The organism is Nocardiopsis sp. M1B1 (assembly GCF_052466615.1).
On the sequence record NZ_CP196194.1, the window covers coordinates 430,431 to 457,381 of the forward strand.

At 73.1% G+C, this 26,951-nt stretch carries 28 protein-coding genes; 11 read left to right on the forward strand and 17 right to left on the reverse strand.

The window, feature by feature from the left end; translation table 11 throughout:
* Positions 1-20: 20 nt before the first annotated feature.
* The 4 genes from ACSTA4_RS01905 to ACSTA4_RS01920 form a co-directional block, all read right to left on the reverse strand.
* Positions 21-542, reverse strand: coding sequence for an N-acetyltransferase (locus ACSTA4_RS01905; RefSeq protein ID WP_444962228.1), 522 nt, complete (start codon positions 540-542; stop codon positions 21-23).
* Positions 539-832: a type II toxin-antitoxin system TacA family antitoxin gene (locus ACSTA4_RS01910; RefSeq protein WP_248773209.1), complete on the reverse strand. Its 294-nt coding sequence runs from the start codon at positions 830-832 to the stop codon at positions 539-541. Before ACSTA4_RS01910 ends, ACSTA4_RS01905 begins: the two co-directional genes overlap by 4 nt.
* Before the next feature lie 222 nt (positions 833-1,054).
* On the reverse strand, positions 1,055-1,741 hold the full coding sequence (locus tag ACSTA4_RS01915) for a response regulator (RefSeq protein WP_444964075.1): 687 nt from the start codon (positions 1,739-1,741) through the stop codon (positions 1,055-1,057).
* A 92-nt stretch (positions 1,742-1,833) separates the two neighbouring features.
* Positions 1,834-3,090 (reverse strand): sensor histidine kinase, encoded by a 1,257-nt coding sequence (locus tag ACSTA4_RS01920; protein ID WP_444962229.1) that lies wholly within the window; start codon positions 3,088-3,090, stop codon positions 1,834-1,836.
* A gap of 151 nt (positions 3,091-3,241) precedes the next feature.
* On the opposite strand from ACSTA4_RS01920, the gene ACSTA4_RS01925 reads away from it, so the two are divergent.
* On the forward strand, positions 3,242-4,621 hold the full coding sequence (locus ACSTA4_RS01925) for a DUF418 domain-containing protein (RefSeq protein WP_444962230.1): 1,380 nt from the start codon (positions 3,242-3,244) through the stop codon (positions 4,619-4,621).
* Between the two features lie 241 nt (positions 4,622-4,862).
* On the opposite strand, the gene ACSTA4_RS01930 is transcribed toward ACSTA4_RS01925, so the two are convergent.
* Positions 4,863-5,147 carry a MoaD/ThiS family protein gene (locus ACSTA4_RS01930; RefSeq protein ID WP_248773210.1) on the reverse strand — a complete coding sequence of 95 codons (285 nt, stop codon included), beginning with the start codon at positions 5,145-5,147 and terminating at the stop codon, positions 4,863-4,865.
* A 1-nt stretch (position 5,148) separates the two neighbouring features.
* Positions 5,149-6,252, reverse strand: a complete 1,104-nt coding sequence (locus ACSTA4_RS01935; RefSeq protein ID WP_444962231.1) for an exo-alpha-sialidase — start codon at positions 6,250-6,252, stop codon at positions 5,149-5,151.
* Positions 6,253-6,697: 445 nt separating this feature from the next.
* On the opposite strand from ACSTA4_RS01935, the gene ACSTA4_RS01940 reads away from it, so the two are divergent.
* Complete coding sequence (locus tag ACSTA4_RS01940) at positions 6,698-7,303, forward strand: TetR/AcrR family transcriptional regulator (RefSeq protein ID WP_444962232.1); 606 nt, start codon at positions 6,698-6,700, stop codon at positions 7,301-7,303.
* Between the two features lie 109 nt (positions 7,304-7,412).
* On the opposite strand, the gene ACSTA4_RS01945 is transcribed toward ACSTA4_RS01940, so the two are convergent.
* Together ACSTA4_RS01945 and ACSTA4_RS01950 are read right to left on the reverse strand one after the other, a co-directional pair.
* A complete protein-coding gene (locus tag ACSTA4_RS01945; RefSeq protein WP_444962233.1) occupies positions 7,413-7,805 on the reverse strand; it encodes a nuclear transport factor 2 family protein in 393 nt (130 codons plus the stop codon).
* A gap of 716 nt (positions 7,806-8,521) precedes the next feature.
* Positions 8,522-9,010, reverse strand: coding sequence for a GreA/GreB family elongation factor (locus ACSTA4_RS01950; RefSeq protein WP_094800571.1), 489 nt, complete (start codon positions 9,008-9,010; stop codon positions 8,522-8,524).
* Positions 9,011-9,209: 199 nt separating this feature from the next.
* Here ACSTA4_RS01950 and ACSTA4_RS01955 point away from each other — a divergent pair, with 199 nt between their 5' ends.
* The 5 genes from ACSTA4_RS01955 (at position 9,210) to ACSTA4_RS01975 (ending at position 14,834) form a co-directional block, all read left to right on the forward strand.
* The gene (locus ACSTA4_RS01955; RefSeq protein ID WP_444962234.1) at positions 9,210-10,778 is read left to right on the forward strand and encodes a PucR family transcriptional regulator; all 1,569 of its coding nucleotides are present in this window, start codon (positions 9,210-9,212) and stop codon (positions 10,776-10,778) included.
* 197 nt (positions 10,779-10,975) lie between these two features.
* Positions 10,976-11,305 carry a hypothetical protein gene (locus ACSTA4_RS01960; protein ID WP_444962235.1) on the forward strand — a complete coding sequence of 110 codons (330 nt, stop codon included), beginning with the start codon at positions 10,976-10,978 and terminating at the stop codon, positions 11,303-11,305.
* Positions 11,306-11,473: 168 nt separating this feature from the next.
* On the forward strand, positions 11,474-12,811 hold the full coding sequence (locus tag ACSTA4_RS01965) for a GAF domain-containing protein (protein ID WP_444962236.1): 1,338 nt from the start codon (positions 11,474-11,476) through the stop codon (positions 12,809-12,811).
* A 110-nt stretch (positions 12,812-12,921) separates the two neighbouring features.
* Positions 12,922-14,445, forward strand: coding sequence for an acetaldehyde dehydrogenase ExaC (gene exaC, locus ACSTA4_RS01970; RefSeq protein WP_444962237.1), 1,524 nt, complete (start codon positions 12,922-12,924; stop codon positions 14,443-14,445).
* Entirely contained in the window at positions 14,445-14,834 is a 390-nt protein-coding gene (locus ACSTA4_RS01975) for a DUF779 domain-containing protein (RefSeq protein WP_444962238.1), read from the forward strand. The genes exaC and ACSTA4_RS01975 overlap by 1 nt, the downstream gene beginning before the upstream one ends.
* A gap of 81 nt (positions 14,835-14,915) precedes the next feature.
* Here ACSTA4_RS01975 and ACSTA4_RS01980 read toward each other — a convergent pair whose 3' ends face one another.
* The 3 genes from ACSTA4_RS01980 to ACSTA4_RS01990 all read right to left on the reverse strand — a co-directional run bounded on the left by ACSTA4_RS01980 (position 14,916) and on the right by ACSTA4_RS01990 (position 16,714).
* Positions 14,916-15,296: a MerR family transcriptional regulator gene (locus tag ACSTA4_RS01980; RefSeq protein ID WP_444962239.1), complete on the reverse strand. Its 381-nt coding sequence runs from the start codon at positions 15,294-15,296 to the stop codon at positions 14,916-14,918.
* Between the two features lie 586 nt (positions 15,297-15,882).
* Positions 15,883-16,206 carry a hypothetical protein gene (locus ACSTA4_RS01985; RefSeq protein ID WP_444962240.1) on the reverse strand — a complete coding sequence of 108 codons (324 nt, stop codon included), beginning with the start codon at positions 16,204-16,206 and terminating at the stop codon, positions 15,883-15,885.
* A 79-nt stretch (positions 16,207-16,285) separates the two neighbouring features.
* A complete protein-coding gene (locus ACSTA4_RS01990) occupies positions 16,286-16,714 on the reverse strand; it encodes an Hsp20/alpha crystallin family protein (protein WP_444962241.1) in 429 nt (142 codons plus the stop codon).
* A gap of 145 nt (positions 16,715-16,859) precedes the next feature.
* Between ACSTA4_RS01990 and ACSTA4_RS01995 the strand changes: the two genes are divergently transcribed.
* Positions 16,860-17,147: a MerR family transcriptional regulator gene (locus ACSTA4_RS01995; protein ID WP_444962242.1), complete on the forward strand. Its 288-nt coding sequence runs from the start codon at positions 16,860-16,862 to the stop codon at positions 17,145-17,147.
* A gap of 142 nt (positions 17,148-17,289) precedes the next feature.
* Here the strand turns inward: ACSTA4_RS01995 and mnhG are convergent, their stop codons facing one another.
* From mnhG to ACSTA4_RS02025, 6 genes are read right to left on the reverse strand one after another with little or no spacing between them, the layout of a single operon-like run.
* Complete coding sequence (gene mnhG, locus ACSTA4_RS02000; protein ID WP_444962243.1) at positions 17,290-17,694, reverse strand: monovalent cation/H(+) antiporter subunit G; 405 nt, start codon at positions 17,692-17,694, stop codon at positions 17,290-17,292.
* Positions 17,691-18,056, reverse strand: a complete 366-nt coding sequence (locus tag ACSTA4_RS02005; RefSeq protein WP_444962244.1) for a monovalent cation/H+ antiporter complex subunit F — start codon at positions 18,054-18,056, stop codon at positions 17,691-17,693. The genes mnhG and ACSTA4_RS02005 overlap by 4 nt, the downstream gene beginning before the upstream one ends.
* Positions 18,053-18,670 carry a Na+/H+ antiporter subunit E gene (locus ACSTA4_RS02010; protein WP_444962245.1) on the reverse strand — a complete coding sequence of 206 codons (618 nt, stop codon included), beginning with the start codon at positions 18,668-18,670 and terminating at the stop codon, positions 18,053-18,055. The genes ACSTA4_RS02005 and ACSTA4_RS02010 overlap by 4 nt, the downstream gene beginning before the upstream one ends.
* A complete protein-coding gene (locus ACSTA4_RS02015) occupies positions 18,667-20,325 on the reverse strand; it encodes a Na+/H+ antiporter subunit D (RefSeq protein WP_444964076.1) in 1,659 nt (552 codons plus the stop codon). Before ACSTA4_RS02015 ends, ACSTA4_RS02010 begins: the two co-directional genes overlap by 4 nt.
* A 2-nt stretch (positions 20,326-20,327) precedes the next feature.
* Positions 20,328-21,158, reverse strand: a complete 831-nt coding sequence (locus ACSTA4_RS02020; protein WP_444962246.1) for a Na(+)/H(+) antiporter subunit C — start codon at positions 21,156-21,158, stop codon at positions 20,328-20,330.
* Complete coding sequence (locus tag ACSTA4_RS02025) at positions 21,155-24,100, reverse strand: Na+/H+ antiporter subunit A (RefSeq protein ID WP_444964077.1); 2,946 nt, start codon at positions 24,098-24,100, stop codon at positions 21,155-21,157. Before ACSTA4_RS02025 ends, ACSTA4_RS02020 begins: the two co-directional genes overlap by 4 nt.
* A 239-nt stretch (positions 24,101-24,339) precedes the next feature.
* Between ACSTA4_RS02025 and ACSTA4_RS02030 the strand changes: the two genes are divergently transcribed.
* The 3 genes from ACSTA4_RS02030 (at position 24,340) to ACSTA4_RS02040 (ending at position 26,258) form a co-directional block, all read left to right on the forward strand.
* Positions 24,340-24,816 (forward strand): MarR family winged helix-turn-helix transcriptional regulator, encoded by a 477-nt coding sequence (locus ACSTA4_RS02030; protein ID WP_248773224.1) that lies wholly within the window; start codon positions 24,340-24,342, stop codon positions 24,814-24,816.
* A gap of 162 nt (positions 24,817-24,978) precedes the next feature.
* On the forward strand, positions 24,979-25,638 hold the full coding sequence (locus ACSTA4_RS02035; RefSeq protein ID WP_248773225.1) for a ClpP family protease: 660 nt from the start codon (positions 24,979-24,981) through the stop codon (positions 25,636-25,638).
* The gene (locus ACSTA4_RS02040) at positions 25,635-26,258 is read left to right on the forward strand and encodes an ATP-dependent Clp protease proteolytic subunit (protein WP_017563239.1); all 624 of its coding nucleotides are present in this window, start codon (positions 25,635-25,637) and stop codon (positions 26,256-26,258) included. The genes ACSTA4_RS02035 and ACSTA4_RS02040 overlap by 4 nt, the downstream gene beginning before the upstream one ends.
* The last annotated feature ends 693 nt before the right edge of the window (positions 26,259-26,951 follow it).

Here is a 26,951-nt window from a genome sequence, read left to right on the forward strand (position 1 = left end):
AAGCCGGGCCGCCTCGCGGGTCAGGCGAGTGCCCGGCGGAGGTCCTTCATCAGCAGCACGAGGTGCATCGGATCGCTCGGGCTCTGCTCGAACCGGGCGAGACCCAGGTAGAACCGCCGTGCTGATTCGCTCTCACAGTGGATGAGGAGCGCTCGGACACCGATCGTCTCGGAAGCCACCGCGACCCGGCGCAGGGCGTCGACCACGAGGGCTCTGCCGAGCCCCACCCCCTGGACACGGGTGTCGACTCCCAGCCTGGTCAGGATGACCACGGGTTGGTGGTAACCGCCGGCGCCGCGCAGGAGCCGACCGGGAGCCACGGAGGGAGCGATGCTTCCAGCGGCCAGGGCGTAGTAGCCGACCACCCGGCCATCGGTCTCCGGGCCTTCGCCGCACACGACGTAGACCCGTGATCCGCCTGAGCGGTGCGCCTGGAGCGCGTGTTCGGCCAACCAGTCGGACTGGGCGTGCGACCCGCAGTCGAAGTCGGCCGTCGTGTGGTGTGCGGTGAGCGGTTCGACCGGTCCGAACCCGTGCTTCACGTGTCGTCCTCGTGAGGCCGTGGTCCGTCTTCGTCGAGCACACCGGGTTCGGCCAGCAGTTCCCGCAACCCGGGGACGTCGCGCGCGGGGCGCTCCAGGGCCGCGTCGAAGGCGGCCCACTCCTGGTCGTCCAACGTGAAGACCCGCCGGTCGGCCAGGACGTTCGCCGCCGCCGCGGTGGCCGCGCTGAGGACGAAGGACGAGACCGTGTCTCCCGAGGCGCTGCTCGCCGCCTCCAGCAGCGCCTTCTGCTGGTCATCGACTCTCAGGTGGATTCTCTCTGCCTTCATGGCGGTAGTCATACCCCAGATCGTACGCACAATGTGTGTACGCGTGGGCCTGTTCTCGTCGAACAGCGGTGCACTCCCTGAGCCTCCAGAACGCGGGCGTGCCGCTCCTGCGGGGAGCGGCACGGCGGTCGGGGGACGCGTTCCGCCGCCGGACGGTTCCCGGTCCCGCCGTCGCGCCAGAACGCGGGCGTGCCGGTAGGGGCGGCGGGAGCCGGGCCCCGCCTACTCCGCGTGCCCGTTGCGGTAGGCCCAGGCCGCCACCTCCACGCGGTTGCGCGCCCCCAGCTTGGCCTGCACGCTCGCCAGGTGCGTCTTGACCGTGCTCACGGTGACGAACAGCTCCCCGGCCACCTCGGTGTTGGTCAGTCCCCGCGCCACCGCGCGCACGATGTCCAACTCCCGTACGGTCAGCCCGCAGTCCCCCGGCGCGGACCGGGGCGCCGACGCGAAGTGCCGCAGCAGCCGAACGGTGACCCTCGGAGAGACCAGGGCGTCGCCCCTGGCGGCGGCCCGCACCGCCTCCACCAGCAGGGCCGGCCCGGCGTCCTTGAGCAGGAACCCGACCGCCCCTCCGGTGATCGCCGCGTGCACGTACTCGTCCAGGTCGAACGTGGTCACCACGACCACCCGGAGCGGGTCGGCCACCCCCGGACCGGCCAGCCGCCGGGTGGCCTCCAGGCCGTCCACCCCCGGCATCCGGATGTCCATGAGCACCACGTCCGGGCGCAGCTCCCGCGCCAGCCGGACCGCCTCCAGGCCGTCACCGGCCTCGCCCACCACCTCGACGCCGTCCTCGGCCGCCAGCATGTACCGGAACCCGGTCCGCACCATGGCCTGGTCGTCCGCCAGCAGCACCCGGATCGGCGCCTCGCCGTCGCCGGGCGCCGCCCACTCCCCTCCGGTCCCCAGCGTCACCCCTGCTCCCTCCCTTTCTCCCGAGACTCCCCGGCCACCGTCACCACTCCTGCTCCTTCTCGTCCTTCCGAGAGCCCCGGTCACCGTCACCCCTGCTCCCCGACCGTCGAACGCCGCTCCGGGCCCCCGCCCGCCCGGTCCAGCGGCAGCCGCGCCGCCACCTCCCAGCCCCGGCCCCGGTCCCGGGGACCCGCGGAGAACACACCGCCGAGCAGGCGCACCCGCTCCGCCATGCCGACCAGGCCGAACCCGCCTCCGGACGGGCCCGCGGCCCCCTGGCCGTCGTCGACCACCCGCACCGCGACCTCCTCCGCTCCGGCCTCCACCGACACCTCCACCCGGGTGGCGCCCCGGGCGTGCCGCAGCGCGTTGGTGACCGACTCCTGAGCGATCCGCAGCACCGCCGTTCCGGCGGTCGGCGGCAGGGCGTCCACGGGACCTTCGCACCGCACCGCCACCTCCGGGCGGCTCCCGGCCGCCGGTGTCACCAGCCGGGCCAGCCCCGCGGCGGCGTCCGGGGCCAGCGGCACGTCACCCGGTTCCCGCAGCCGCGAGACCATCCCGCGCATGGACTCCAGGGCGCGCGCCCCCGCCGCCTCGATCTCGGGCAGCGCGTTGCGCACCGCGCCGGGGTCGCGGTCGGCGATGTGGCGCAGCGCCTGGGCCTGGACGACGATGCCGGTCACCTCATGCGCCACGACGTCGTGCAGGTCGCGGGCGATCGCCAGCCGCTCCTGGGACCGGGCGTGTTCCACGTGGGAGCGCCGCTGGGCCTCCCGCCACCGCAGGTACAGCCCCGGGGCCAGTCCCACGGCCACGAACGTCAGCGACGTGTTGGCCAGGCTCGCGTAGTAGGGGACGGGCTCTCGCAGGTAGTCCGAGAGGGCGGCCGCGAAGGCGCACAGGGACACCGCGCCGATCTGCCAGGGACGGCACCGCAGCCCGGCCAGGGCGAGCAGCACCAGCAGCGCGCCGACCTCCGAGCCCGCCAGGGCGTATCCGAACGCCTCCCCCATGGGCAACGGCCACAGCACCGCTGAGGCCGCCGTCACCGCGGCCGAGGCCGCCGCGCCGCTCACCGCGGTCGCCGCCAGTCCCGACGACGGGCGCAGGGCGAGCAGGGCGAGCACGCAGACCACCCCGCCGGAGACCACCGGCGCGTAGTCCATGGCCGAGTGCGGGGGCCCCATCCAGCCCGGACGGGAGAAGTCGCCGTGGACGCGCAGCAGGTCCAGCGCCCACACCACCGCGAGCGCGCACGCCACGGCCCACGGCGCGAGCCGGGACAGCGCACCGCCGGTCCGGCCGCCGCCGAGCGCCGCGAACACCCTGTTCATGACCATGGCGACCAGCGTAGGCGGCAAGGACGCGGCGGGCCTCGGCCGAAGGTACGAGGCGGGCGGGTCCGGGCGTCGGCCGTTCGGTCGATGCGCGCGCACGGGCCCGGAGGCGAGGCTGGGAGCCGTTCACCTTCGGAGGGGGAGAGGGCACCGCATGAGCGAGGCGGGGTACGACACGACGGGGCCGCGACGGCACGGGGCCGAGCCGCAGTGTGAGGGCGAAGCACTCCACACGGCCGGGGCCGAGACGCGGCACACGACCGGGGCGCGGCACGGGGCCGGGGCGGCGCCCGACGGCGTCGGCCCCGGCCTCGCGCCCCCCGCGCGGCGCGTGGCCTTCCTGGACGTGGCCCGGGCGCTCGCGATGATCGGCGTGGTCATGATGAACGCGTCCTCGGTGGTCTATCCCGTCGAGATGTCGGGAAACCGGGCCCCGGGCCTGCTGACCGACCTCGTGGACGGCGGGCTCAACCTGCTCATGTCGGGCAGGGCCAGGACCATGCTCATGGTGCTGCTGGGCGCGGGCGTGGTCCTGGCGTGGCGGTCCGCCGCCCGGCGCGGCGGGCGTCCGGCGGCGGTGATGCTGCGCCGCTACGCCGTCCTGGGGCTGTTGTTCGGGCTTCCGCACCTGGCGGTCTTCGACGGGGACATCCTCACCCAGTACTCGGTCGCGGCGCTGCTGCTGACCCCGCTGGTGCCGCTGCTGCTCGGCGGATCCCGCCGCCGACCGCTGGTCGCGGCGGCCGTGCTGTTCGCCGCCGTGCCGGTGTCGGACCTGCTGCTCTCGCCCTTCCTCGGGGACCACACCTGGGGGGCCTCGGCGATGCTGGTCCCGCAGACCCTCGGGTTCTTCTGCGTGGGCGTGTGGCTGGCCCGCCGCCCGGAGCTCACCGCCGATCCCGCGACCGGTGCGCGGGGGGCCTCCCGCCTGCCGCTGCGCATGCTCGTGTTCGGCGCGGTGGTCCAGGGCCTCAGCGTGGTCCTCGCGCTCGTCGGCAGCCTGGTGTTCCCGACCGAGTTCGGAGCCGACGGCGCGCCGGTGCGGTCGGTGGGCGAGATCGTGGTCGTCCTCCTGGGGAACACCCTCCTGAACCTGGGCGGAGCCCTGTTCTACTTGGGACTGGTGTGGTGGCTGGTGCTGAGAGGCCGCAGGGCCTCGCGCGTGCTGGGCGCCCTGGCCCCGCTCGGGCGGATGACCCTCACGGTGTACCTGGGCAGCACGGCGGTGTTCCTGGCGGTCATGGGACCGTTCGAGGGAACGATCCCCACCCTGGCCCAGTACGCCCTGGCCGCCGCCTACTTCGCCGCGACCGCCGTCCTCGCCCACCTGTGGGCGCGCCGGTTCCGGCTCGGCCCGCTGGAGTGGGTGTGGCGGAGCCTGACCCACCTGCGCCCGGTGCCCCTGCGCGCCGAGCGCTCCGGCTCCCCGGCCGCAGACGGGGGCACGGCCCGGCACCGGAACCCGACCGCCTCCGACGGCGGCGCCCACCCGCCGACCTCCACGGAACCGGACCCCACCCGGACAACCCCGTGAGGCGGCGGATCGGTGCACCTCTCCGGCCACCGCACCGGTCCCACGGGCCGCTCGACCGGGGCGCCCGCCCCGCGGCGGCGTCGGCTGAGGCCCTGCGGCGCCCCGTGCACCGGGATCGGGATGGCTTACCGCGCGGACGCCTCAGCCCCGCGGCCGGGAACCGCGCCCGCCCGGCCGGTCGGGCACCCCTGCCTCATCTGCCGCCCGGACGGCCCGGACCGCCCGGTCTGCGCGGACGGCCTCAGCCCCCGGCGACCGAGGGCAACACGCGCACGTCCGCGCCGTCGCGGACCGGCGCCGCCAGCCCGCCGACCCCGCGGCACTCGTCCTCGTCCACGAACACGTTGACGTAGCGGCGCAGCCGCCCCTGCTCGTCGCGGATACGCCGGTCCAGCCCCGGATACCGGGCGGCGAGCGCGTCCAGCACCCCGCCCAGCGCGGTCCCGTCCCCGACCTCCACCGGGACGTGGGCCGCGCCGTCGGCGTCGGCCCTCAGCAGCCCCGGCAGGTGTACCGTCACCCGCATCTCACACCTCCACGGCGCGTACGCACAGGACGTCGGGCAGGTGCTGGACCACCGGGTGCCAGCCGTCACCGTCGTCGGTGGCGGCGTAGACGTCGCCCGACCGGGTGCCGAAGTAGAACCCGGGCACGTCCGCCCCGTCGGTGCAGGCGCCGTCGCGCAGCACGATCCCGAAGTAGGGCTCCCGCGGCAGGCCCTCCGTGAACGGCCGCCAGCTGCCGCCCCCGTCGTCGGTCCGGTACACGCCCAGTCGGTGGTCGGGCGGCAGGTGCACCTCCTGGCTCACCACCGGGAAGTTGAGCGCGGTCTCCGGCCGGTGCGGGTGGGCGACCACCGCGAACCCGAAGTCGGTGGGCAGGCCGGTCTCCACGGCCGTCCACCCCTTCCCCGCGGGGTCCGAGCTGCGGTACACCCCGTGGTGGTTCTGCGCGTAGAGCACGCCGCCCGGCCCGGCGGCCACCTTGTGCACGCACTGGCCGTACTCGGGCTCCTCGTCGGGCAGGAACACCGCCGAGATCCCCCGGTTGGCCGGAGCCCAGCTGGCACCGTCGTCGCGGGTCTGGTAGACACCACCGGTGGACATGGCCACCGTCACGGCTCCGGGCACGCGCTCGCCCGCGCCGAGGACGCCGGGCAGGATGGTGTGGACCGCGCCGCCGCCCGCCCCGGGGAACCAGTCGGCGCGGTGGGGGTGGTCCCACAGGGCGCGGACGAGTTCGAAGCGCAGCCCGCCGTCGGAGGACCGGAACAGGGCGTGCGGCTCCACCCCCGCGTACACGGTGTCGGCCTCGTCGCCGAAGGCGAACTGCCAGGCCCGGACGAGGGAGGCGTCGGTGTCCTCGGGGAAGGCGATGGGCGCCGCCCCGGGCTCGTGCCAGGTGGCGCCCCCGTCGTCGCTGTACCAGACGCTCGGTCCGAAGTGCGAGCTCTCCGCTCCGGCGAGGATACGGCCGCTGTGCGGGTTGACGCCGACCGCGTACACCGCGCTCATGCTGGCGTAGTCCGCGGAGTCGAGCCGGTGCGGGCCGCTCACCTCCCACGCCCGCCGATCCTCGCTGCGGGCGGTGAAGAGCCCCTTGCGTGTGCCGATGACCAGGAGATATGCCATGACCAGCTCCAGAATGGGATCGAGGTCTCCACTGTGGCACAGGCCACTGACAATCGGCGGCCGCGCGCCCCGGCGGGCCGCGTTCCCCGGCCGGGAAACAGTAAGGAAACCGAACGTTTTCCCGGAAGAGGTTCATGGGGACCGATCCGGAATGGCTCCCGCTCCGTCCGCTCGGAAGGCGAAATCCGGTGAGAGGGGAACCGCTTTCCGGGTAGATGTTCCGCACGGTCCGGAAGGCGGTTGTCAGAGGAACCCCGCTCTGCAATAAAATTCCGGGCCAACCAGTGCGCCCGCGTGGGTTTCGGCCTGTGCCCACCGGATGCGTTCCCGCTACAACAGGACAGACGACTTCCCGCTCCCCGATCTCGCGGTGCGTTTCAGGACTACCGTCCCAATGGTCCCGCGTACCGAAGAGAACCGGGTTCCCACTCGATAGGGTCGCCTCATGCACCACCCCCCCGACACGCTCCACGCCCGCAAACGGCGTAAGGCCCGGGCCATGATCGTGTCAGCAGCCTTCCAGCTCTTCGCGGAGCACGGATTCGACAACGTCACGGTCGCCGCGATCGCCGAACGCGCGGAAGTCGGCCGGACCACCTTCTTCAGGTACTTCGGCGACAAACAACAGGTGCTGTTCGCCGACGACGGCGCCGAGGCCGACCGCATGTGCGCCTACGTGCTGGAGAAGGCTCCCCGGCCGCTGGGCGAGGACCTCGGCGCCGCCGTCGAACTGCTCAGGGAGGCCGACGCCGCCGTCAGGCCGCACACCGCGCTCTCCCCGGCCCACTCCGCCGTCCTGGCGCGCCTGCTCCGGGAGAGCGGTGAGCTGCGCTCGCGCTACCTGCTCACCCGCCAGCAGCGCGCCCACCGGTTCGCCGGCGCCCTGGTGGAGGCGGGTGCGGCCGAGAAAGTCGCCGTGCTCGCCGCCCACACCGCCATGGCCTGCGAGCTGACCGCCATGCGGCTGGCGGAGAACCCGGAGGCCTTCCCCGGCCGCCTCGACGAGGCGCACGTCCTCCTCCGCACCATCGGCAGACCGGCGGCCCCCTGACCCGGGCCCCCACCCCACACCGACCCGGGGCGCACCGATACCGGTACCGGCCGCCCCGGGCCGTGTCGCGAGGCCGGCGTGCCTGCGGCGCCCCGGCACGTACGCGGCGTCAGGAGGTGCGCCGGGCCGCGTCGAGGGCCGCCTCCACGCCCTCGTCGTAGCGGAGCGCGGCGGTGATCAGGCCGTGGCGCACCTCGAACAGGGTCGCGGTGCGCACCGGGGCCGCCTCGGGGCCCGAGTCGGCGCGACCGGGCCAGGCGGCGTCCTGCTCGACCACGACGCGGTGCTCGTCCACGGTGTGCCAGCGGACCGGTTCGACGCGGATGCCCGAGTCGCGGACCCAGTCCAGGAAGGCCTCCACTCCCTGTGCGGAGCCCTGGGGGCCGCCGACCCTGATGTCGGGGTCCACGACCGCCTTCGCCGCCGTCAGGTCCCGTGCGCTCACCGCCGCGTGCCAGTCCCTGACCGGCGCCCAGCGCGCGTCGTCGGTGTCCGCGCTCATGTGCATCGCCCTCTCCGCTTCGGGTGTCCGTACTTTCTGCCCGCGTGTTCCCGCGGGGTCCCCCACCCCGCTACCCGGAACCGGGCGGTCGTGACCCTCCCCCTCCGGAAACGGTGCGCGCGGGTCGCGGGGGAAATCCCTCGGGCCTTCGGGGCGGTCCGCTTTTCCCGCCGGAGGGAAACGGCGTTCCCCGGGAGAAAGGAATCTGGGGTCCTTTCCGCTTTCTCCGGTATGACCGTTCCACCGGTGTCCGGATACGCCGGGAACGCCGTTCGGAAGCCGTTCGCGACGGGTGGCGCCCCGGGAGGACGCGCGCCCCGGCCGCGCACGGGCGGTCGCGGCGCGAGCGCCGACGGGGAAGGGAACCCCCCGGACCTGGCGTTCCGCGTGCCCGGGGCGCCCCCGGAGAGGGCCCGGGACGGAATCTCCCCCGTGTCATCCGCCGACGGCCCCGCCCCGGCGCGGAATCGGGCACGGGGAGGACGCGCGGGAAAGCGCGTCGAAAGGAGCGCGGGAAACCGGGGGAAAAGCCCGGGAACACGCCGCGGAGAAAATCCCGCGGTGAATTCCCGGGCCGGAACCGGAAGGCGTGCGGCGGGCCCCTCCCCGGTCCCCGCCCTTCCCGCGCCTTTCCGCCCCCCTGCGGTCCGTCCCGACCGGGGTCCACCCCCCACGGCGGGCCCCGCTCCGTCCCCGGCGGGTCCCCGGGACCGGGGTCAGTGCACGACGGCGGCCCGGTACGGCTCGGCCCTGAGCAGGGTGACCCCGATGACCGTGCCCCGGGGCGCGGTGAACGTGCGCCGCTCGCCCTGGCGGGCGCCCACCAGCGCCGCGCCCAGCGGGGACTCCGGGGAGTACACCGTCATCCGGTCCGCCACGGACGCGTCCCGGACGCCGAGGAGGAACACCTCGTCCTCCTCCTCGCCGTCGTAGCGGATGGTGAGCACCTTGCCGGGCGCGGCGATCCCGTCGTCGGGCGCGGCCTCGTCCACGACGGCCTCGCTGAGCAGCCGCTCGATGGTGTGCACGCGCGCCTGCCGCACGGCGGGGTCGTGAATGTAGCGGGGCGCGGGGAGTACGTCCCCCGCGCCCCGGTCCGCCCCGGTGCCGGGGTCGTCGTCGGGGAGCGCGCGCAGCGTCCGGAGCTCCTCCCGGAGCCGCTCGTAGGCCTCCCGGGTCATCCATCGGTCGGTGGTCCTGGCCATGAACGTTCCTTGTCTTCAGGGCCCGCGCCGCGGAAGCGGGTCCGCGGACGGGGCGAGCACAGCGGCGGCCGACACGGGGGGCCGCCGCCTACCACGAGTGTGTCCACGGGGACGGGGCCGGGCGTTATCCTCGGGCGACAAACAGGTGAGGCCCCTTTGTGGCCGCGGAACAACTCCGCCGCCGGGGAAAGGAGCGGGCGTGATCCACCTCGACCGTCTCGTCAACGTCCTGGGCGGCTACGGCGCCCGGCTCGTCGGCCCCGAGCCGCTGCGCCGCAGGGAGCTGCGCAGCGTCGCCATGCACGACCCCACCGACGACGTGCCGCAGCTGGGCGACGCCTTCCTCGCCGTCGGCGTGGACTCGGCCGCCGAGGCGGTGCGCCTGGCGGAGCAGGCCCGCGCGACCGTCGTCATCATCCGGTCCGCGACCGAACCCGGCGACGACGTGCGCGCACGCCTGGGCCAGGGCGGCCCCGCCCTCCTGGTCGTGGAGCCCGCCGTGTCGTGGAGCCAGGTCTCCGGGGTCGTCTACGGGCTGGTCCTGGAGGGGCGCGAGACCGAGGCCGGGCGCGGCCCCAGCGACCTGTTCACCCTGGCCGACACCGTCGCCGCCGAGGTCGGCGGACCCGTCACCATCGAGGACCGCGCCTCGCGCGTGGTGGCCTACTCGGCCTCCCAGGGCGGCACCGACCGGGTGCGGCGCGACACCCTCGTGGACCGGCGGGTCCCCGAGCGGGTCCGCGAACGCCTCGACGCCGACGGGGTGCTCACCCGGCTGGCCGCCGCGACCGGACCCCGGTTCGTGCCGGGGATACCCGAACTCGGCATGGGCGGACGCACCGCCGCGCCGATCCGGGTGGGCCGCGAACTCCTGGGCACGCTGTGGGTGGCGTGCGACGCCCCGCTGGACGCGGACCGCTCCCGGACGCTGAGCGAGGGAGCGCACACGGTCGGGCTGCACATGCTGCGCGCCAGGGTCAGCAGCGACCTGGAGCGGCAGGTGGAGTCGGAATCGGTGATCGACCTGCTGGAGGGCTCCGCCGACCCGGCGCAGACGGCCGGGCGGATCGGCCTGCTCGGGGCGGGGCTGCGGGTGATCGCCTTCCAGGCGCGCGCCCGCACCGAGCCCGAGGCCGCGATCCTGCACCTGTTCGAGCAGGTCACCACCGGTTTCGGCTGGTCGCGTCCGGGGCGCAGCACCCTGCTCGGAACCACCGTGTACACCGTGCTGCCGTGCGGGGACGACCCCGCACCGGCGGTGGAGTGGGTCCGCTCCACGCTGCGCGGCCTGCCCGACCGGCTGGGCGTGGTGGCCGGGGTGGGCGGCACCGCCGACGCCGCGGGCCTGCCCGCCAGCAGGCAGGAGGCGGACGAGTGCCTGACGCTGCACGGGCAGGCGCCCGAGGGCGCCGACGCGGTCGTCTACGACGACGCCTGGGACTCCGTGCTGCTGCGCCGCCTGCGCCTGGTGGCCGAGGCCGGGCGCATGCCCGTCCGCAACCCGGTGGCGGACCTGGTCCGGTACGACGCCGAGCACGGCACCGACCACGCGCGCACGCTCCGCGCCTGGCTGTACGTGCACGGGGACCTGGGGCGGGCGGCGGAGCTGCTGGGCCTGCACCCCAACACGGTGCGGTACCGGCTGCGCCGGATGGGCCGGGTCGCGGACCTGCCGCTGCACGACCCGCGGGCCCGGGTGGCGATGACGGTCGCCCTCGCCGCGCTCGTGGCGGACCCGCCCGGCGAGGAGGGGTGGCGGCCGGTCTGAGCCGGCACCCGGGTCCGCCCGCGTCCGCGTGCCGCGCGGGCCGGCCCGGGGCGCGGCTGGTCGGGGCCCTCGGCCGCGCGTGCCGCGCGGGCCGACCGCGCACCCGCTCCGAACCGGCGCTCGTGTGTGTTCCGGTGCACTCTCCCGAGTTCGGCAATGCCCGGGTGCGCGGGGCCGCCGATCGCTACCGTTTGCCCATGAGCACACTGATCAAGGACCTGACAGCGTTGTTGGGGACCGCGGCGGCGACCACCCGGTGGGACGGGCGGGTGGAGGAGGAGCTGGCCCAGCCCCTGGTGGAGGCGGGCCTGGCCCGCAGGACCCCGGCCGGGACCTACCTGACCCCCGCCGGGCGCGACGCCCTCCCCGACGGAGCCACCGCGCGCGAGCTGCGCCCGCGCTTCGACTGGGGCAGCGACCCCTACCCGGCCGCGCCCCCGGCCGCGCCGACCGTGGAGGACGTGCGGGCCTACCCCGCCTACTGGCTCTGCGGCCCCGGCAGGGAGCGCGTCCGCGAGGAGTTCTGAGGCGGGCGCCAAGGAGGACCCGCCCGTCCGGGGCGGGTCCGCGCGCACGGGCCGGAGCGCGTCCGGTTCGCACCGGCCCCTTGTCAGAAGGGGCGGACGCGGCTTCAATCGGGGTGTCGGGCGGTCCGTCGGCACGGCCCGCCGTCGCCTCGGCGGAGGGAAGCGCGCATGCCGGGTCCGTGGAACGCGTGGCCGTGGGAAGCCGACCCCGAGGCCGTGCGCCGGGACGTGGCGGTCGCGCACACGCGCTTCACCGACTCCGGCCGCGTCAGCGGCCCGGTCCGCCCCGTCGTCGGCGCCTCCTGGCGGCGCAGCGCCCAGCACGGCGTGGACCCCGACACCGCCCTGCCCCGGGTAGAGCTCACCGGCCCCGACCTGCGCGACCACCGCGACGCGCACCCGTTGGCCGCCGTCATGCCGCTGCTGCGGCACCTGCTCGTCGACACCGCGCCCGGCCCCCAGATCCTCGCGGTGGGCGACGCCGCGGGCCGCCTGCTGTGGGTGGAGGGCGACCACCGGCTCCGCCGCCGCGCCGAGGACATGTACTTCGTCGAGGGCGCCAACTGGCACGAGCACGCGGTCGGCACCAACGCGCCCGGCGTCGCCCTCGCCCTCGACCACGAGGTCCAGGTCTTCGCCAGCGAGCACTTCGCCCGGGGCGTGCAGCACTGGAGCTGCTCAGCGGCGCCCCTGCACGACCCCGGCACCGGCGCCCTCCTGGGCGTCCTCGACCTCACCGGGGACCGCCACCTCGCCTCGCCGCAGGCCCTGGCCCTGGTCCGCGCCGCCGCCACCGCGGCGGAGGCGGAGCTGCGCGCCCTGCGCGCCGGGGCCCGGGGGCCCGCGCCGGGACGGCGGCGGGCGGTCCGGGCGGGCCCCGCGCCCACCGGCCCGCGCGCGGGCGCCGCCACCGACGGGGACCGCGGACCCGCCGGGGACGACCGGCTCCGCGTCCTGGGGCGTGACGGCGCACGGCTCACCCTGGACGGCCGCGACCTGGCCCTGAGCGCCCGCCACTCCGAGATCCTGCTCCTGCTCGCCCGCAGCCCGCGCGGACTGACCGGCGACGAGCTCGGCGCCCGGCTGCACGAGCGGGACGCCTCCCCGGTCACCGTCCGCGCCGAGGTGTCGCGCCTGCGCCGCCTCCTCGGCCCCGGCCTGCTCGCCTCCCGTCCCTACCGGCTGTGCCGTCCGCTGGCCACCGACGTGGACGAGGTGCGCCGCCACCTGGCCGGGGGCGCCTACCGGCGGGCCCTGGACGCCTACGCCGGGCCGGTCCTGCCCCGCTCCGAGGCGCCCGGTGTGGCCGAGGTCCGCGACGGCCTCCAGGCCGAGGTGTGCGAGGCCCTGGGCGCCAACGCCGCACCGGACGTGCTCCTGGACTGGGCCGAGCACCCCGAGTGGCGCGACGATCCCCGCGTCCTGACCGCCGTGCTGCGCGCCCTCGACCCCGCATCCCCGCGCCACGCCGCCCTGCGCGGCAGGCTGCGCTGGCTCGGCGGCTGACCCGACCGCAACGTGGTCGCAACGTGGCGGTGACTAGCGTCACCCTCCCGACCTCCCCGGAAGCGGCTGCCGGTCCCACGGCCGGAGCCCGGTGAAGCAAGGAGACCTCCATGGCGATCTACACACCCCCGGGCCAGCCCGGAAGCGTCGTCGAGTACGCCGCCCGCTACGACAACTGGATCGGGGGCGAGTGGGTCCGGCCGGTCCGGGGCCGCTACTTCGAGAACCCCAGCCCCGTCAACGGCCGCGTCTTCACCGAGGTCGCCCGCAGCGGCGCGGAGGACGTGGAACTGGCCCTGGACGCGGCCCACGGCGCCGCCCCCGCCTGGGGTCGCACCTCCGCCGCCGAGCGGGCCCTGGTCCTCAACCGGATCGCCGACCGCGTCGAGGAGAACCTGGAGCGGCTCGCCGTCGCCGAGTCCTGGGAGAACGGCAAGCCCGTCCGCGAGTGCCTGGCCGCCGACCTGCCGCTGGCCGTCGACCACTTCCGCTACTTCGCCGGGGCGATCCGCGCGCAGGAGGGGCACACCTCCCAGATCGACGGCGACACCGTCGCCTACCACTTCCAGGAGCCCCTGGGCGTGGTCGGCCAGATCATCCCGTGGAACTTCCCGCTGCTCATGGCCACCTGGAAGCTCGCGCCCGCGCTCGCCGCCGGGAACGCGGTGGTGCTCAAGCCCGCCGAGCAGACCCCCGCCTCGATCCTTCTGCTCATGGAGCTCGTCGCCGACCTGCTGCCGCCCGGCGTGGTCAACGTCGTCAACGGCTTCGGCGCGGAGGCGGGCAAGCCGCTGGCCAGCAGCCCCCGCGTCAGCAAGGTCGCCTTCACCGGCGAGACCACCACCGGCCGCCTCATCATGCAGTACGCGTCGGAGAACCTCATCCCGGTCACCCTGGAGCTGGGCGGCAAGAGCCCCAACATCTTCTTCGCCGACGTGGCCGCGGCCGACGACGCCTTCTACGACAAGGCCCTGGAGGGCTTCGCACTCTTCGCCCTCAACCAGGGCGAGGTGTGCACCTGCCCCTCGCGGGCCCTGGTGCAGGACGCCGTCTACGACCGCTTCATGGGCGACGCCCTGGCCCGCGTCGGCCGGATCCGGCAGGGGAACCCGCTGGACACCGAGACCATGGTCGGCGCGCAGGCCAGCAACGACCAGCTGGAGAAGATCCTGTCCTACATCGACATCGGCCGCCGGGAGGGGGCCGATGTGCTCGCCGGAGGGGAGCGGGTGGACCCCGGCGGCGACCTGTCCGGCGGCTACTACGTCGCGCCGACCGTCTTCGCGGGCCACAACGGCATGCGGATCTTCCAGGAGGAGATCTTCGGCCCGGTGGTGTCGGTGGCCCGCTTCGAGGACTACGACGACGCCCTCAAGACCGCCAACGACACCCTCTACGGGCTGGGGGCGGGGGTGTGGTCGCGCGACGGCAACACCGCCTACCGGGCGGGCCGCGACATCCAGGCGGGCCGCGTGTGGGTGAACAACTACCACTCCTACCCGGCGCACGCGGCCTTCGGCGGGTACAAGCAGTCCGGCATCGGCCGCGAGAACCACAAGATGATGCTCGACCACTACCAGCAGACCAAGAACCTGCTGGTCAGCTACTCCGACAAGGCGATGGGGCTGTTCTGATGGACCCCCGCGCCGACGGCGCGGCCGTGGAGAGGGTGGCCGTCACCGACGCGGCGGCCGCCCTGCTCCGCGAGCTGCGCGCCGAACACGGGCCGCTCATGTTCCACCAGTCCGGCGGGTGCTGCGACGGAAGCTCCCCGATGTGCTATCCGGCGGGGGAGTTCCGCACCGGGGCCTCCGACGTGCGCCTGGGCGACCTCGACGTGGGCGCGCCCGAGCCGGTGCCGGTGTGGATGTCGCGGGCGCAGTTCGAGCTGTGGAGCCACACCCACCTGACCATCGACGTCGTCCCGGGCAGGGGAGCGGGCTTCTCCCTGGAGGCGCCGACGGGCAACCGGTTCCTCATCCGCTCCCGGCTGATGACCGACGACGAGGCCGACCGCCTCTGAGCCCGCGCGGACGCGGCGGGGCGGAGAACGCGGCGGGGCCGCCCCGACGGTGTCGGGCGGGGAGGCCCCCGGGGGCCGCCGTCAGTCCACGCCGCCCCGTTCCCCGCCGGGCGCTTCCGGGGCCTCCCGGCGCCCGGAGGCCCGCGCGTCGGCCTCGGAGGCGCGGAGTTCCTCGTTGATCCGCTGGGCCTCCTCCAGTTGGTCCTCCAGGATGATGATCCTGCACGCGGCCTCGACCGGAGTGCCCTCGTCCACGAGTTCGCGGGCGCGGGAGGCGATCCTGAGCTGGTAACGGGAGTAGCGGCGGTGCCCGCCCGCCGAGCGCAGGGGCTCGATCAGCCGGGCCTCACCCAGAGCGCGCAGGAAGGCCGGTGTGGCACCGATCATCTCCGCCGCGCGGCCCATGGTGTAGGCGGGGTAGTCGTCATCGTCGAACCGGTCTTCGGTTTCGGGACGGGACAAGCGTTTCTCTTTCTCTCCTCATCGCACGCCGAGGGCCCCAGCGCCGAACAGCGCTGGGGCCCGAGAGTTCAACACCATCTACCGGCCGCTGCCGGTCATCCGCTTCCCGAGGTCGAACTGGGACGGGAGCGCGGGGATCGCGGTTGTGTGACCGTGGACCACCTTCTTCCGAACCGGGGCCTGCGGTACCCGAGTGGGACGTCCCCACACCCGGGCGATCCTCGATGGCATCTACTCCTCTCGTTCTCACTGCGTACACTTCACACCTGCTGCGGCGTCCCCCGTGCTGGCGGGACGCCGGTCCTGCGGTACTGCGTACTGCTCTACCTCTGTACTGCGGTACTACCGGCTCCCGACGCCGTACGGAAACCTCCGCGTCGGTCGAGCCCTACCGCGTTCTCCCTGTTGCCGCGGCGTCCCCCGTGCTGGCGGGGCGCCGGTCCTGCCCTCCACCGGCGTATCCGGTGGTCCACTTGGTGGATCTCTGTGACTACGACAGGAAATGTATCAGCCCCTCAGTCGGATGTCTACACTGACCGATACAGATTTCCGCGTGTCGCGCGGTCAGTTTTCCCGGGGTGTCGCCTCAGCCCGCTCCGGCGGGCACGGAAGCCTCCAGGGAGGCCCGCAGCTGCTCGGCCAGCGGTTCGTCGAGGCTGTGCGGCAGGCCCCCGTGGCGGGGGTCCCGGCACGCCCGCCGGAAGGCGTCGGGGTCGCCGGTCAGGTCGGCGGTGGCGCTCCTGAGGTCCTCCAGCGCCCGGCGGAGGCGGTCGGGCGTGCTCCCCCACGCGGTCTCGTAGGCCCGGAGGGCGCGGAAGAAGCGGACGCAGGCGAAATGGGTCGTCTCCCGGTGGTCGTGGCGCTGGATGTGCTCGGCCACCGCGCGGGTCCTGCGGAGTGTGGAAGGCATCGGATCACTGCTTTCCGAGGAGAGGGACACGGACACTGCTCGGGGCGGGCGGCCCGGGCGGGGCCGGGCCGCCGGGGGCTCAGGCCCGGATGCTGCGGGGCTGGCCCCCGCCCGTGCCGACGCTGATCTTGCGCGGCTTGGCCTGCTCCGCGACCGGGATGCGCAGGGTCAGGACGCCGTCGGCGTAGTCGGCCCGGATGGCGTCGGTCTCCAGCGTCTCGCCGAGGAACAGTTGCCGCGAGAAGGTGCCGGTGGGCCGCTCGGCGACCACCACCGACTCGCGGTCGCGCACGGTGTCGGGGCGCTCGGCGGTCACGGTGAGCACGTTGCGCTCGACCTCCAAGTCGATGGAGTCGGCGCGCACGCCCGGCAGGTCGAAGCAGACCACGAAGACATCACCGTCGCGGTAGGCGTCGATCGGCATCGCGGCCGGTCGGGACGCCTCGCCCAGAATCCGCTGTGTCACGCGGTCGATGTCCCGGAAGGGGTCGGTACGCATCAGCATCATGGAAACCTCCCTTGGTCCTACTAGGAAACCTGATGCGAGGTGACGCAAGTTTTATACCTCAGGGCAGAGAGGTAAACAACTATGTCCGACAAAGATTTTCTCAAGCCGTGGGTAAGACGACGGTCCCGACGGGAAGGACGCGCTGATGGGAGAACCTCGACCGGGCCCCGCCCGGGGCCTGTACACGATCTCCGTGGCGGCGGAGCTGTCGGGCGTCGCGCCCCGGAGCCTGCGCTCCTACGAGGAGCGGGGCCTGGTCGCCCCGGCGCGCACCGAGGGCGGCACGCGGTTGTACAGCGACGACGACATCACCCGCTTGCGGCGGGTGGCCGAGCTGGCCGCCCAGGGGGTGAATCCTGCGGGGATCGCGCGGATCCTGGAACTGGAGGAGGAGAACACCCGGCTGCGCGACGGCCCTCCCGGGAGCAGGTGAGCCGTACGGGGACCGGCTTCGGCGGCGGACCGCCCGGACCACGCGCCCGGACCCCACACGGACCCCGCGCGGACGCGGCGAGGGCCCCGGGGGGCGGGTTCAGCCGCCCCCCGGGGCCCTCGTGCGGGCTACCGCCCGCCGTCTACCGGGAAGCGCCGTCCGGTCCGCCGTCGCCGTTCCCGCGCCTGGCCTCCATGCGCTCGGCCAGCTCGTCCCGGACCATGAGCTTCTCCTCGATGCGTCCGGTCCGGTAGCCCACACGGGCGGTGATGTGGCCCGCCACCGGGACCGTCACGACCTGGAAGAGCGCCACCAGTACCAGCGTTCCGGTGCTGAAGACGTTGGTCTCCACGGGGATCAGCCGGATGCCGATCCCCACCAGCACCAGCAGCAGTCCCAGGATCTGCGGCTTGGCCGCGGTGTGCATGCGTGAGAGCAGGTCGGGGAAGCGGATCAGGCCCACGCCCGCGACGAGGGAGAGCATGGCCCCGGCCAGGATGCAAAGGATCGCCACCCAGTCCAGGACGGTGGCGAGCTGGTCGCTCACGAGGTCTCCCCCTTCTCCTGCCGCTCCGACTCGGGAACCGCGTCAGTGGGCGTCGCGGAGGTCGGGTGGGCCTCGGTCGGTGTGGCGAGGTGCTCCTGCTCCTCATGGGCCCGCCGGGCGACGAACTTGGCGATGCTGACCGATCCGACGAATCCGAGCAGGGACAGGACAAGCAGGGTCGGCAGCACCGTGGGGTCGCGGTTGAAGGCCGCGTAGGCGCCCACGCCGGTCAGCGCCGAGGCGAGCAGCACGTCCACGGACAGCGCCCGGTCCAGGATGCCCGGACCGATGAGCATCCTGGTCACACCGAGCAGCGCCGCCAAGCCGAGCATGACTCCGATGGCGATCCACAGAGCGTTCACGACCTCTCCTCTCCGTCGAGGTTCTCGGGTCCGCCCGCCCGCAGCGCGGCGATGTCCTCACGGGTGCCCAGCGCCATCACGAAGCGCCTCTCCAGCTTCCAGATGTCCTGGCGGCCCCGCTCGACGGCCTCCTCGCTCTCCACCCCCAGCATGTGCACGTACAGGATGCGTTCGGGATGGTTGACCTCGACGATCAGGGTGCCCGGGATGATCGAGGTGGCGATCGCGGTGCTCACCATCGTCAGGTCCGATTCGGTGCGCATCCGCACCGCCACCACCGAGTTGCGCACCTGCCCGGGCCTGAAGGTCAGCACGGTGACCTGGAAACTGGCCACCGCCATCTCGACGAGCACGTGCACGAACAGCCGGACCAGGTTCACCGGGTGGAAACGGAAGCCCGGGGTGATCGGCGGCAGCGGGAACAGCAGCATGATCAGCACGGACACCAGGAAGCCCAGGACGAGCAGGCCCAAGGATTCCCGGCGGAGCTGGAAGCCGTCGAAGAGCAGCATCCACACCAGGGTCATGCCGAGCGCGACCGGGATCTGCACCTTGCCCAGGCGCCTGCGCAGCGCGGTCAGGCCGATCCTCTTCTTCTCCTGCAGGTCGATCATCGGTCGCCTCCGAGAACGGCCTCGATGTAGGGGCTGCGCGCCTGGAGTTCGACCGCCGCGTCCGAGGAGTACTCGATCAGCGGTCCGGCCAGCACCGTCAGGGCGATGCTGAACACCACCAGCGCCACCGTGGCACCGACCATACTCTTCGGCAGGGCGACGGACGTGACCACGGGCGTGGCCGCGGTCGAGGTGTCGCTCAGCCGGGAGGACGGGCCGACCGCCTCGCCGGGGCCCAGGGCCGCGGTGGAGGGGTCGTCGGTCTCGGTGTCCTCCAGTACGGTGCCGGGCTCGGCCACCATGCCCTCGGAGGGCGTGCGCCAGAACGCGTAGTTCCACACCCGGGCGATGACGTACAGGGTCAGCAGGCTCGTCAGCACCGACGCGCCCACCAGGGTGTAGGACAAGGGCGTACCCGCCTCCACCCCGGCCTGGATCAGGCCGAGCTTGCCGAGGAACCCCGACAGCGGTGGGATGCCGCCCAGGTTCATCGCCGGGACGAAGAACAGGACGGCGAGTATCGGCGCTATCCTGCCCAACCCGCCCAGGTGGTCCAGAGACGCAGAGCCCCCCCGGCGCTCGATCAGGCCCGTGACCAGGAACAGCGTGGTCTGCACCGTGATGTGGTGCGCGATGTAGAACACCGCGCCCGCCATGCCCTGCTCGCTGCCCAGGGCCACGCCGAACACCATGTACCCGATGTGGCTGATCAGCGTGAACGACAGCAGCCGTTTGATGTCGGTCTGCGCGACCGCGCCCAGGATGCCCATGATCATCGTCGCCAGGGCCACGACCATCAGCAGGTCGTTGAGCTGTTCGCCGGGAAACAGCAGGGTCTGCGTGCGGATGATCGTGTACACGCCCACCTTGGTGAGCAGGCCCGCGAACACGGCGGTGACCGGCGCGGGTGCGGTCGGGTAGGAGTCGGGCAGCCAAGCGGCCAGCGGGAAGACGGCTGCCTTGATGCCGAAGGCGAACAGCAGCATGACCTGGAGGACCGCCCTCAGGTCGGTGGACAGCTCGGGCAGCCGCTCGCCGAGCTGGGCCATGTTCACCGTGCCGGTCGCGCCGAAGACCAGCGCGATGGCGATGAGGAACAGCACCGACGACACCAGGGACACCACGACGTAGATGGCGCCCGCCCGCATCCGGGACTGTGTGCCGCCCAGGGTCAGCAGCACGTAGCTGGCGGTCAGCAGGATCTCGAACCCGACGTACAGGTTGAACAGGTCCCCGGCCAGGAAGGCGTTGGAGACGCCCGCCACCAGGATCAGGTAGGTCGGCTGGTACACCGACAGCGGCGCCACCTCGGCCTTGCCCGCCATGCCCTGGCCGATGGAGTACACCAGCACGGCCAGCGTGATCGCCGCCGACACCGTGACCATCAGAGCGGAGAGCCGGTCGGCGACCAGGGTGATGCCGATCGGCGTCTCCCAGCCGCCCACCTGCACGACCTGCGGGCCGTAGGCGTGGGAGCCGAGCATCAGCACGAGACCGATGACCAGCACCAGGGCCAGCGAGATGACGCTGAGCGCCTGCTGGAGGCGGGGCCAGCGGATGCCGAGCGCCAGCTTCACCCCGGCCGCGAACAGCGGGAGCACCACCGGCAGCGGGATGAAGTAGTGCAGCAGACCGACGAAGTAGTCCGTCCCCATGGTCACTCGCTCCCTTGCAGGTCGCTGTCCTCGGCGCGGGCCAGGCGCTCGCGCTCGGCCCGCATGGTCTGGCGCGCCTGGCGGCGCTGCGAACGGATGCGGCGGCGCAGCTCGCGCCACAGCTCGCGCTCGGCCGCGCGGTCGGCCCGCCTGTGCTCGCGCAGGCGCCTGCGCCCCTGGCGGATGCGTCCGCGCAGCTCCTGGATCTGGGCGCTCATGGACTCCGCGCGGTCGCTCAGGCGGCGCATGGTCTCCTGGGACCGCTCGTCGGGGGCGCTGTCCTCCGCCTCCAGCTCGTAGCGGGCCAGTTCGGCCTGCGCCCGCGCGATCTCCGCCTTGATGCGGGCCTGTTCGGCCAGCTCGCGTGCGTCGGCGGTGGCGATGGTCGCCTGGAGCTCGGCCCGCTGGCGGCGGATGTCGGCCTGGAGCCTGCGGCGCTCCTTGAGGAAGCGCTGGCGCACGGCGCGGCGACCCTCGCCCTGGACGATACGCAGGTCCTCGGCGTCGTCCTGGACCTCGTCGTTGCCCTCCAACTGCCAGTTCCGGTAGGCCATGGCAAGCAGGAACGCGGTGATGCCGAGGGTGATGACGATCGCCGTCAGGATCATCGCCTGAGGCAGTGGGTCGGTCATCTCCTCCGGGTCCGTGAGCCACAGGATCGGCGGACCGCCGGGCTCACCCGCCATGGAAAGGATCAGCAGGTTGACCCCGTTGCTCATGACGATGAAGCCGAGCAGTACGCGGGTGAGGCTGCGCTCCAGCAGGAGCACGACGCCGACCGCGACGAGGACGCCGATGACGATGACGAGGAGCAGGCTGGGCGACTCGTTCACGAGATGACCTCCTCGGGGCGCTCGGTGAGTCCGGTCTTGGACTCCGCGTGCGCGGCGTCCCGCTCGATCTGCTCGTCGATGCGGGCGCCGAGGCTGCGCAGGATGTCCAGGATGAGCCCGATCACCAGCAGGTACACGCCGAAGTCGAAGAGCAGGGACACCGTGACGTGGGCCTCGCCCAGGATCCAGAAGTCGATGTAGGCGTCGCCTCCCGCCAGGACGTCGGTACCGAAGATCGCCCCGCCCAGCGCGGTACCGGTGGCCACGGCCAGGCCCGTGCCGATCAGCGCGCCCGGCTGCACCCACGCGGTGGCGTACAGCTCGAACCGGCCCCCGGCCAGGTAGCGGACGATGAACGCCAGACCCGCGACGATGCCGCCGGCGAAGCCGCCGCCGATCGCGGTGTGGCCGGTCAGCAGCAGGTACACCGAGATCACCATGATCACGGGGAACAGGAAGCGCGAGACGACCTCGAAGATGACCGACCGGCGCTCTGTGGGCAGGGCGTCGGCACCCGGCAGCCAGGTGTGCTTCCACCGGGGTTCGATGTGCATCGTGCGGGGTGCGAACCGCAGGCCGCCGAGGTCGAGGCCGCGCTGGCCGTCACCGGGTTCGGGCGGCTTGGTGACCGACAGGGCCATCAGACCGCCCGGCGTCTTGCGTGGCTGGGCGCGGCGGCGCACGAACATCAGGCTGGCCACACCGGCGGCCGCGGCGGCGAGAACGGAGATCTCGCCCATGGTGTCCCAGGCGCGGACGTCGACCAGCAGGACCGAGATGATGTTGTAGCCGCCCGCCTCCTCGGCCGCGGCCGGGTAGCCCGCCGAGATGGAGGGCTCCTGGCGGCCCGCCAGGGCGAACCAGCTCATCGCGGCGACCAGGACTCCGGTGGCCATGCCCAGGGCCAGGTTCCACACCCGTCGGCCGCGCAGCGCGGGCGCCGAGAAGCGGGCCGGGAAGCGGCGCAGCACCAGCACGAAGACCACCAGGCTGACGGTCTCCACGAGGAACTGGGTGAGCGCGATGTCGGGCGCGCCCATCAGGTAGAACAGGGCGGCGACGCCGTAGCCGCCGGTGCCCACGAGGATCACCGCGAACAGGCGGCGGCGCACGAACAGCGTCAGCAGGGCGGTGGCGGCGATGATCACGACCGGGATGATCTGGACCGGGCTGTCCCACAGGCGCACCGCGGGGTAGTCGCCCTCCCAGATCCGGCCGCTGACCATCCACCACCCGGCGGCGACGATCAGGGTGATCAGGATGGTGCCGAGGTAGACCGGCAGCGAACCGCGCTGTGTGCCGCCGGTGACCTGGAGCGCCAGGTTCTCCAGAGCGGCGAGCATCCGGCGGTAGACCCTGTCGGCGTCGGGCAGCGCGGTCCGCGTCCCCGCCCACACGATCTCGTGGCGGAACCGGAACAGCGCCAGGCCGCCCGCGACGCACACCGCCGACAGCAGCAGGGGCAGCCCCAGGCCGTGCCACAGGGCCAGGTGCTTGACGTAGTCGCCCTCGGCGACGGGGACGGTGTCGGCGTACACGGCGAGGAAGGGGTCCACGAGGGTGGAGAGCAGGCCGCCGAGCAGGCCGAGCCCCGCCAGGGCCGCGGCGGGCGCCTGGAAGAGCGGGCCGGGGGCGTGGACCGGCGTGGGGGGGACGTTCTCCTTGTCCCAGAAGGCGCCCCACAGGAAGCGCAGGCTGTAGGCGACGGTGAAGACGGAGCCGATGACGATGCCCGCCAGGACGGCGATGTCGACGCCGCCGCCGTGCTCGAAGGCGCCGAAGGCCAGCTCCTTGGCGGCGAACCCGAGGGTGGGCGGCAGGCCCGCCATGGAGGCCAGCGCCACGACCGTGGTCCAGAAGGTCACGGGCATGGACGAGCGCAGGCCGGACAGCTCGCGCAGGTCGCGGGTGCCGGTGCCGTGGTCGATGACGCCGACCACCAGGAACAGCGGCGCCTTGAACAGCGAGTGCGCGATGAGCATCGAGATCCCGGCCAGGGCGCCGGCCTGCGTTCCGGCGCCGAGCAGGGTGATGAGGAAGCCCAGCTGGCTGATGGTGCCGTAGGCCAGGACCAGCTTGAGGTCGTACTGGCGCAGCGCCTTCCAGCCCGCGAGGACCATGGTGAGCGTGCCGAAGAACAGGGCCGTGTACTTCCACACGGCGACGTCGTGGAAGGCGGGGGTGAGGCGGGCCACCAGGTAGACGCCCGCCTTGACCATCGCCGCGGCGTGCAGGTAGCCGGAGACCGGCGTGGGGGCGCGCATGGCGGCGGGGAGCCACAGGCTGAACGGCAGCAGGGCCGACTTGGACATCGCGCCGACCAGGACGAGCACGAGCGCGACGTTGACCAGGGCGCCGCTCGGGGGCGAGGCGACGATCTCGGAGATCACGTAGGTCCCGGCGGTCTCGCCGAGCATGATCATGCCCACCAGCATCGTCAGCCCGCCGAAGGTGGTGACGGTCAGGGCCGTCATCGCCGCCCGGCGGCTCTCCTTGAGCTCCGTGCTGTGCCCGATGAGCAGGTAGGAGAAGACCGTGGTCAGCTCCCAGTAGACGAAGAGCTGGATGAGGTCGTCGGCCAGCACCAGGCCCAGCATGGCCCCGGCGAAGGCAACGAACACCCCGGCGAAGCGCGCCAGACCGGGCTCGGAGTCGTCGAAGTAGCGGGCGCAGTAGACCAGGATCAGCGCGCCCACGCCCGCGGCGATGAGCGTCATGACCAGGCCCAGGGCGTCCATGTACAGGCCGAGCCGGAGGGAGAACTCCGGCGCCCAGGGGACGGAGACGGCGAGGGTCTCGCCGCGCATGATCGCGGGGATCTGGAAGAGGGCCCAGAGGGTGGACACACCCGGGACGACGGCGAGCGCGAGGAAGGCGTTACGGCCCCACTGGCGCGCCAGTAACGGCGCGATCGCAGCTGCGATGAAATGCGCGATCAGCACTGTTGTCAATGCGCCCCTCCCGGACCTGTCCGGGCCCGCCCTGGTGTCGGACGGACGTCCACTGCCCCGCACCGTGTCCACAACCGGTCAGTGGACGAGAGGTGTCGCTACGGTTCGTGGGGGCATGGATGTATGTGAACTTGCGTGCTTTAGCTATTTAATAGCTAGACTACACAAACGTCAAACCACCGCGCGGATTGTGGACCCGCGGTGCCCGCCCAGCATGCGAGGACCGTTTCGTGCCCGACGAGACCCACGAACCCCGTGCCGAGCAGCACGGTTCCGAGCTCGAGGAGTTCCAGCGCGCCTGGACCGAACTCATCAACGCGGCGCTCCACGCCCGCTCACGCAGCGGCCACGGCCACCGGGGTGCCGAAGATCTCACTCTGACGCAGGCGCTCCTGATGGAGGCGGTGCGCGGCATGGACACCCCCAGCGTCGGCGCCGTCGCGCACATCGTCGGTGTCTCGTCCCCCTCCGCCACCCGCATGATCCAACAGCTTGAGCGCAAGGGCATGATGGCGCGCCGCCGCTCCGAGCGCGACGAGCGCAGCACCGTGGTGACCCTCACCGAGGAGGGCGAGCGGGTGCTCGCGATCCGCCGCAGGGACATGGAGCGCAAGCAGCGCCAGGTGTTCGACGCCATAAGGCCGTCGCTGCGCCCGATGGTGCTCACCCTGCTGCGCGACCTGCGCGAGGCCCTCGACGAGACCTGAGGCGCCCGGGGCCCGCGGGGTCCCCGGTACGGGCCCGGAGTCCCTGTCCGCGGGGCCTCTGCCGTCGGCAGATCTGCCCCGGGCCGAAACGGTGGAAGTCTCCCTACCCGCCGCCGCAGGCTGGGATCACCGGCCCACGGGGGCCGGGGAAGGGAGAGTGCCATGCCGACCCATGTCGCCGCCTCGGACGAGACCTCCGGCGGTGCCTTCGACGACCAGCTCGCCGCGCGCCTGCTGCGCAGCCGCATCGTGCTGCTGGGCACGCAGGTGGACGAGGCCAGCGCCAACCGCGTGTGCGCGCAGATCCTGCTGCTCGCCGACGAGGACCCCCGCAAGGACATCACGCTGGCCGTCAACAGCCCCGGGGGCTCGGTGTCCGCCGGGCTGGCCATCTACGACGTGATGAACTTCGTGCCCAACGACGTGTCCACCCTGGTCATGGGGTTCGCGGCCAGCATGGGCCAGTTCCTGGCCTGCGTCGGCACGCCGGGCAAGCGCTACAGCCTGCCGCACGCGCGGATCATGATGCACCAGCCCTCCGGGGGCCTGGGCGGGACGGCCGCCGACATCGCCATCCAGGCCGAGAACCTCGCGCACACCAAGCAGACCATGGTGCGGCTCATCGCCAAGCACACCGGCCAGACCGAGGAGACCATCTCCCGGGACCAGCACCGCGACGCCTGGTTCACCGCCCAGGAGGCCAGGGAGTACGGGTTCGTCGACCACGTGGTCGCGTCGGTCGCGGAGATGGACGGCGGCGGTATCCGGCTGGGCGCCGGAGCGCCCGGGTTCGCCACGTACGTGAAGGGGGAGGACCGGTGAGCGGTCGTTACACGGTGCCGATGGTGGTGGAGCGCACGCCCCACGGCGAGAGGTCCTTCGACGTGTTCAGCCGACTGCTGTCGGAGCGGATCATCTTCCTGGGCACGCCGATCGACGACGACGTCGCCAACGTGGTGATGGCGCAGATGCTCCACCTCGACTACGAGTCGAGCGAGACCGACATCCAGCTCTACATCAACTCGCCGGGCGGTTCGAACACCGCGCTGACCGCCATCTACGACACCATGCGGTTCGTGCGCGCGGACGTGGCCACGGTGTGCATGGGCCAGGCGGCCTCCGCCGCGGCGGTGCTGCTGGCGGCGGGCACGGCGGGCAAGCGCACGGCCCTGGAGCACGCGCGGGTGCTGCTGCACCAGCCCTCCGGGGAGGGGCAGGGCGTGGCCGCCGACCTGGAGATCCAGGCCGAGGAGATCCTGCGGGTCCGCTCGCAGGTGGAGGAGATCCTGGCCCGGCACACCGGGCAGACGCAGGAGCGGCTGCGCGCCGACACCGACCGGGACAAGATCTTCACCGCTCAGCAGGCGAAGGAGTACGGCCTGGTGGACGGGATCATCACCACCCGCCAGGCGCACCCGGCGGCGGGGAGGACCGCCGCCTAGGGGACCGCTCGGAGCCGGGGGCGGTACCCCTTTGGGCCTCCGCTTCGCTTCGGCCCGTGTTCGGGCGCCCGGAGAGCGGGAACCTTCGGTACCTCCCGTGCGATGGCTCGTTCCTCGCGATCGCACGTCCGGTACCTCCAGAACCCCGCGGGCGCCCGAACGGTACCCCTTTGGGCCTCCGCTTCGCTTCGGCCCGTGTTCGGGCGCCCGGAGAGCGGGAACCTTCGGTACCTCCCGTGCGATGGCTCGTTCCTCGCGATCGCACGTCCGGTACCTCCAGAACCCCGCGGGCGCCCGAACGGTACCCCTTTGGGCCTCCGCTTCGCTTCGGCCCGTGTTCGGGCGCCCGGAGAGCGGGAACCTTCGGTACCTCCCGTGCGATGGCTCGTTCCTCGCGATCGCACGTCCGGTACCTCCAGAACCCCGCGGGCGCCCGAACGGTACCCCTTTGGGCCTCCGCTTCGCTTCGGCCCGTGTTCGGGCGCCCGGAGAGCGGGAACCTTCGGTACCTCCCGTGCGATGGCTCGTTCCTCGCGATCGCACGTCCGGTACCTCCAGAACCCCGCGGGCGCCCGAACGGTACCCCTTTGGGCCTCCGCTTCGCTTCGGCCCGTGTTCGGGCGCCCGGAGAGCGGGAACCTTCGGTACCTCCCGTGCGATGGCTCGTTCCTCGCGATCGCACGTCCGGTACCT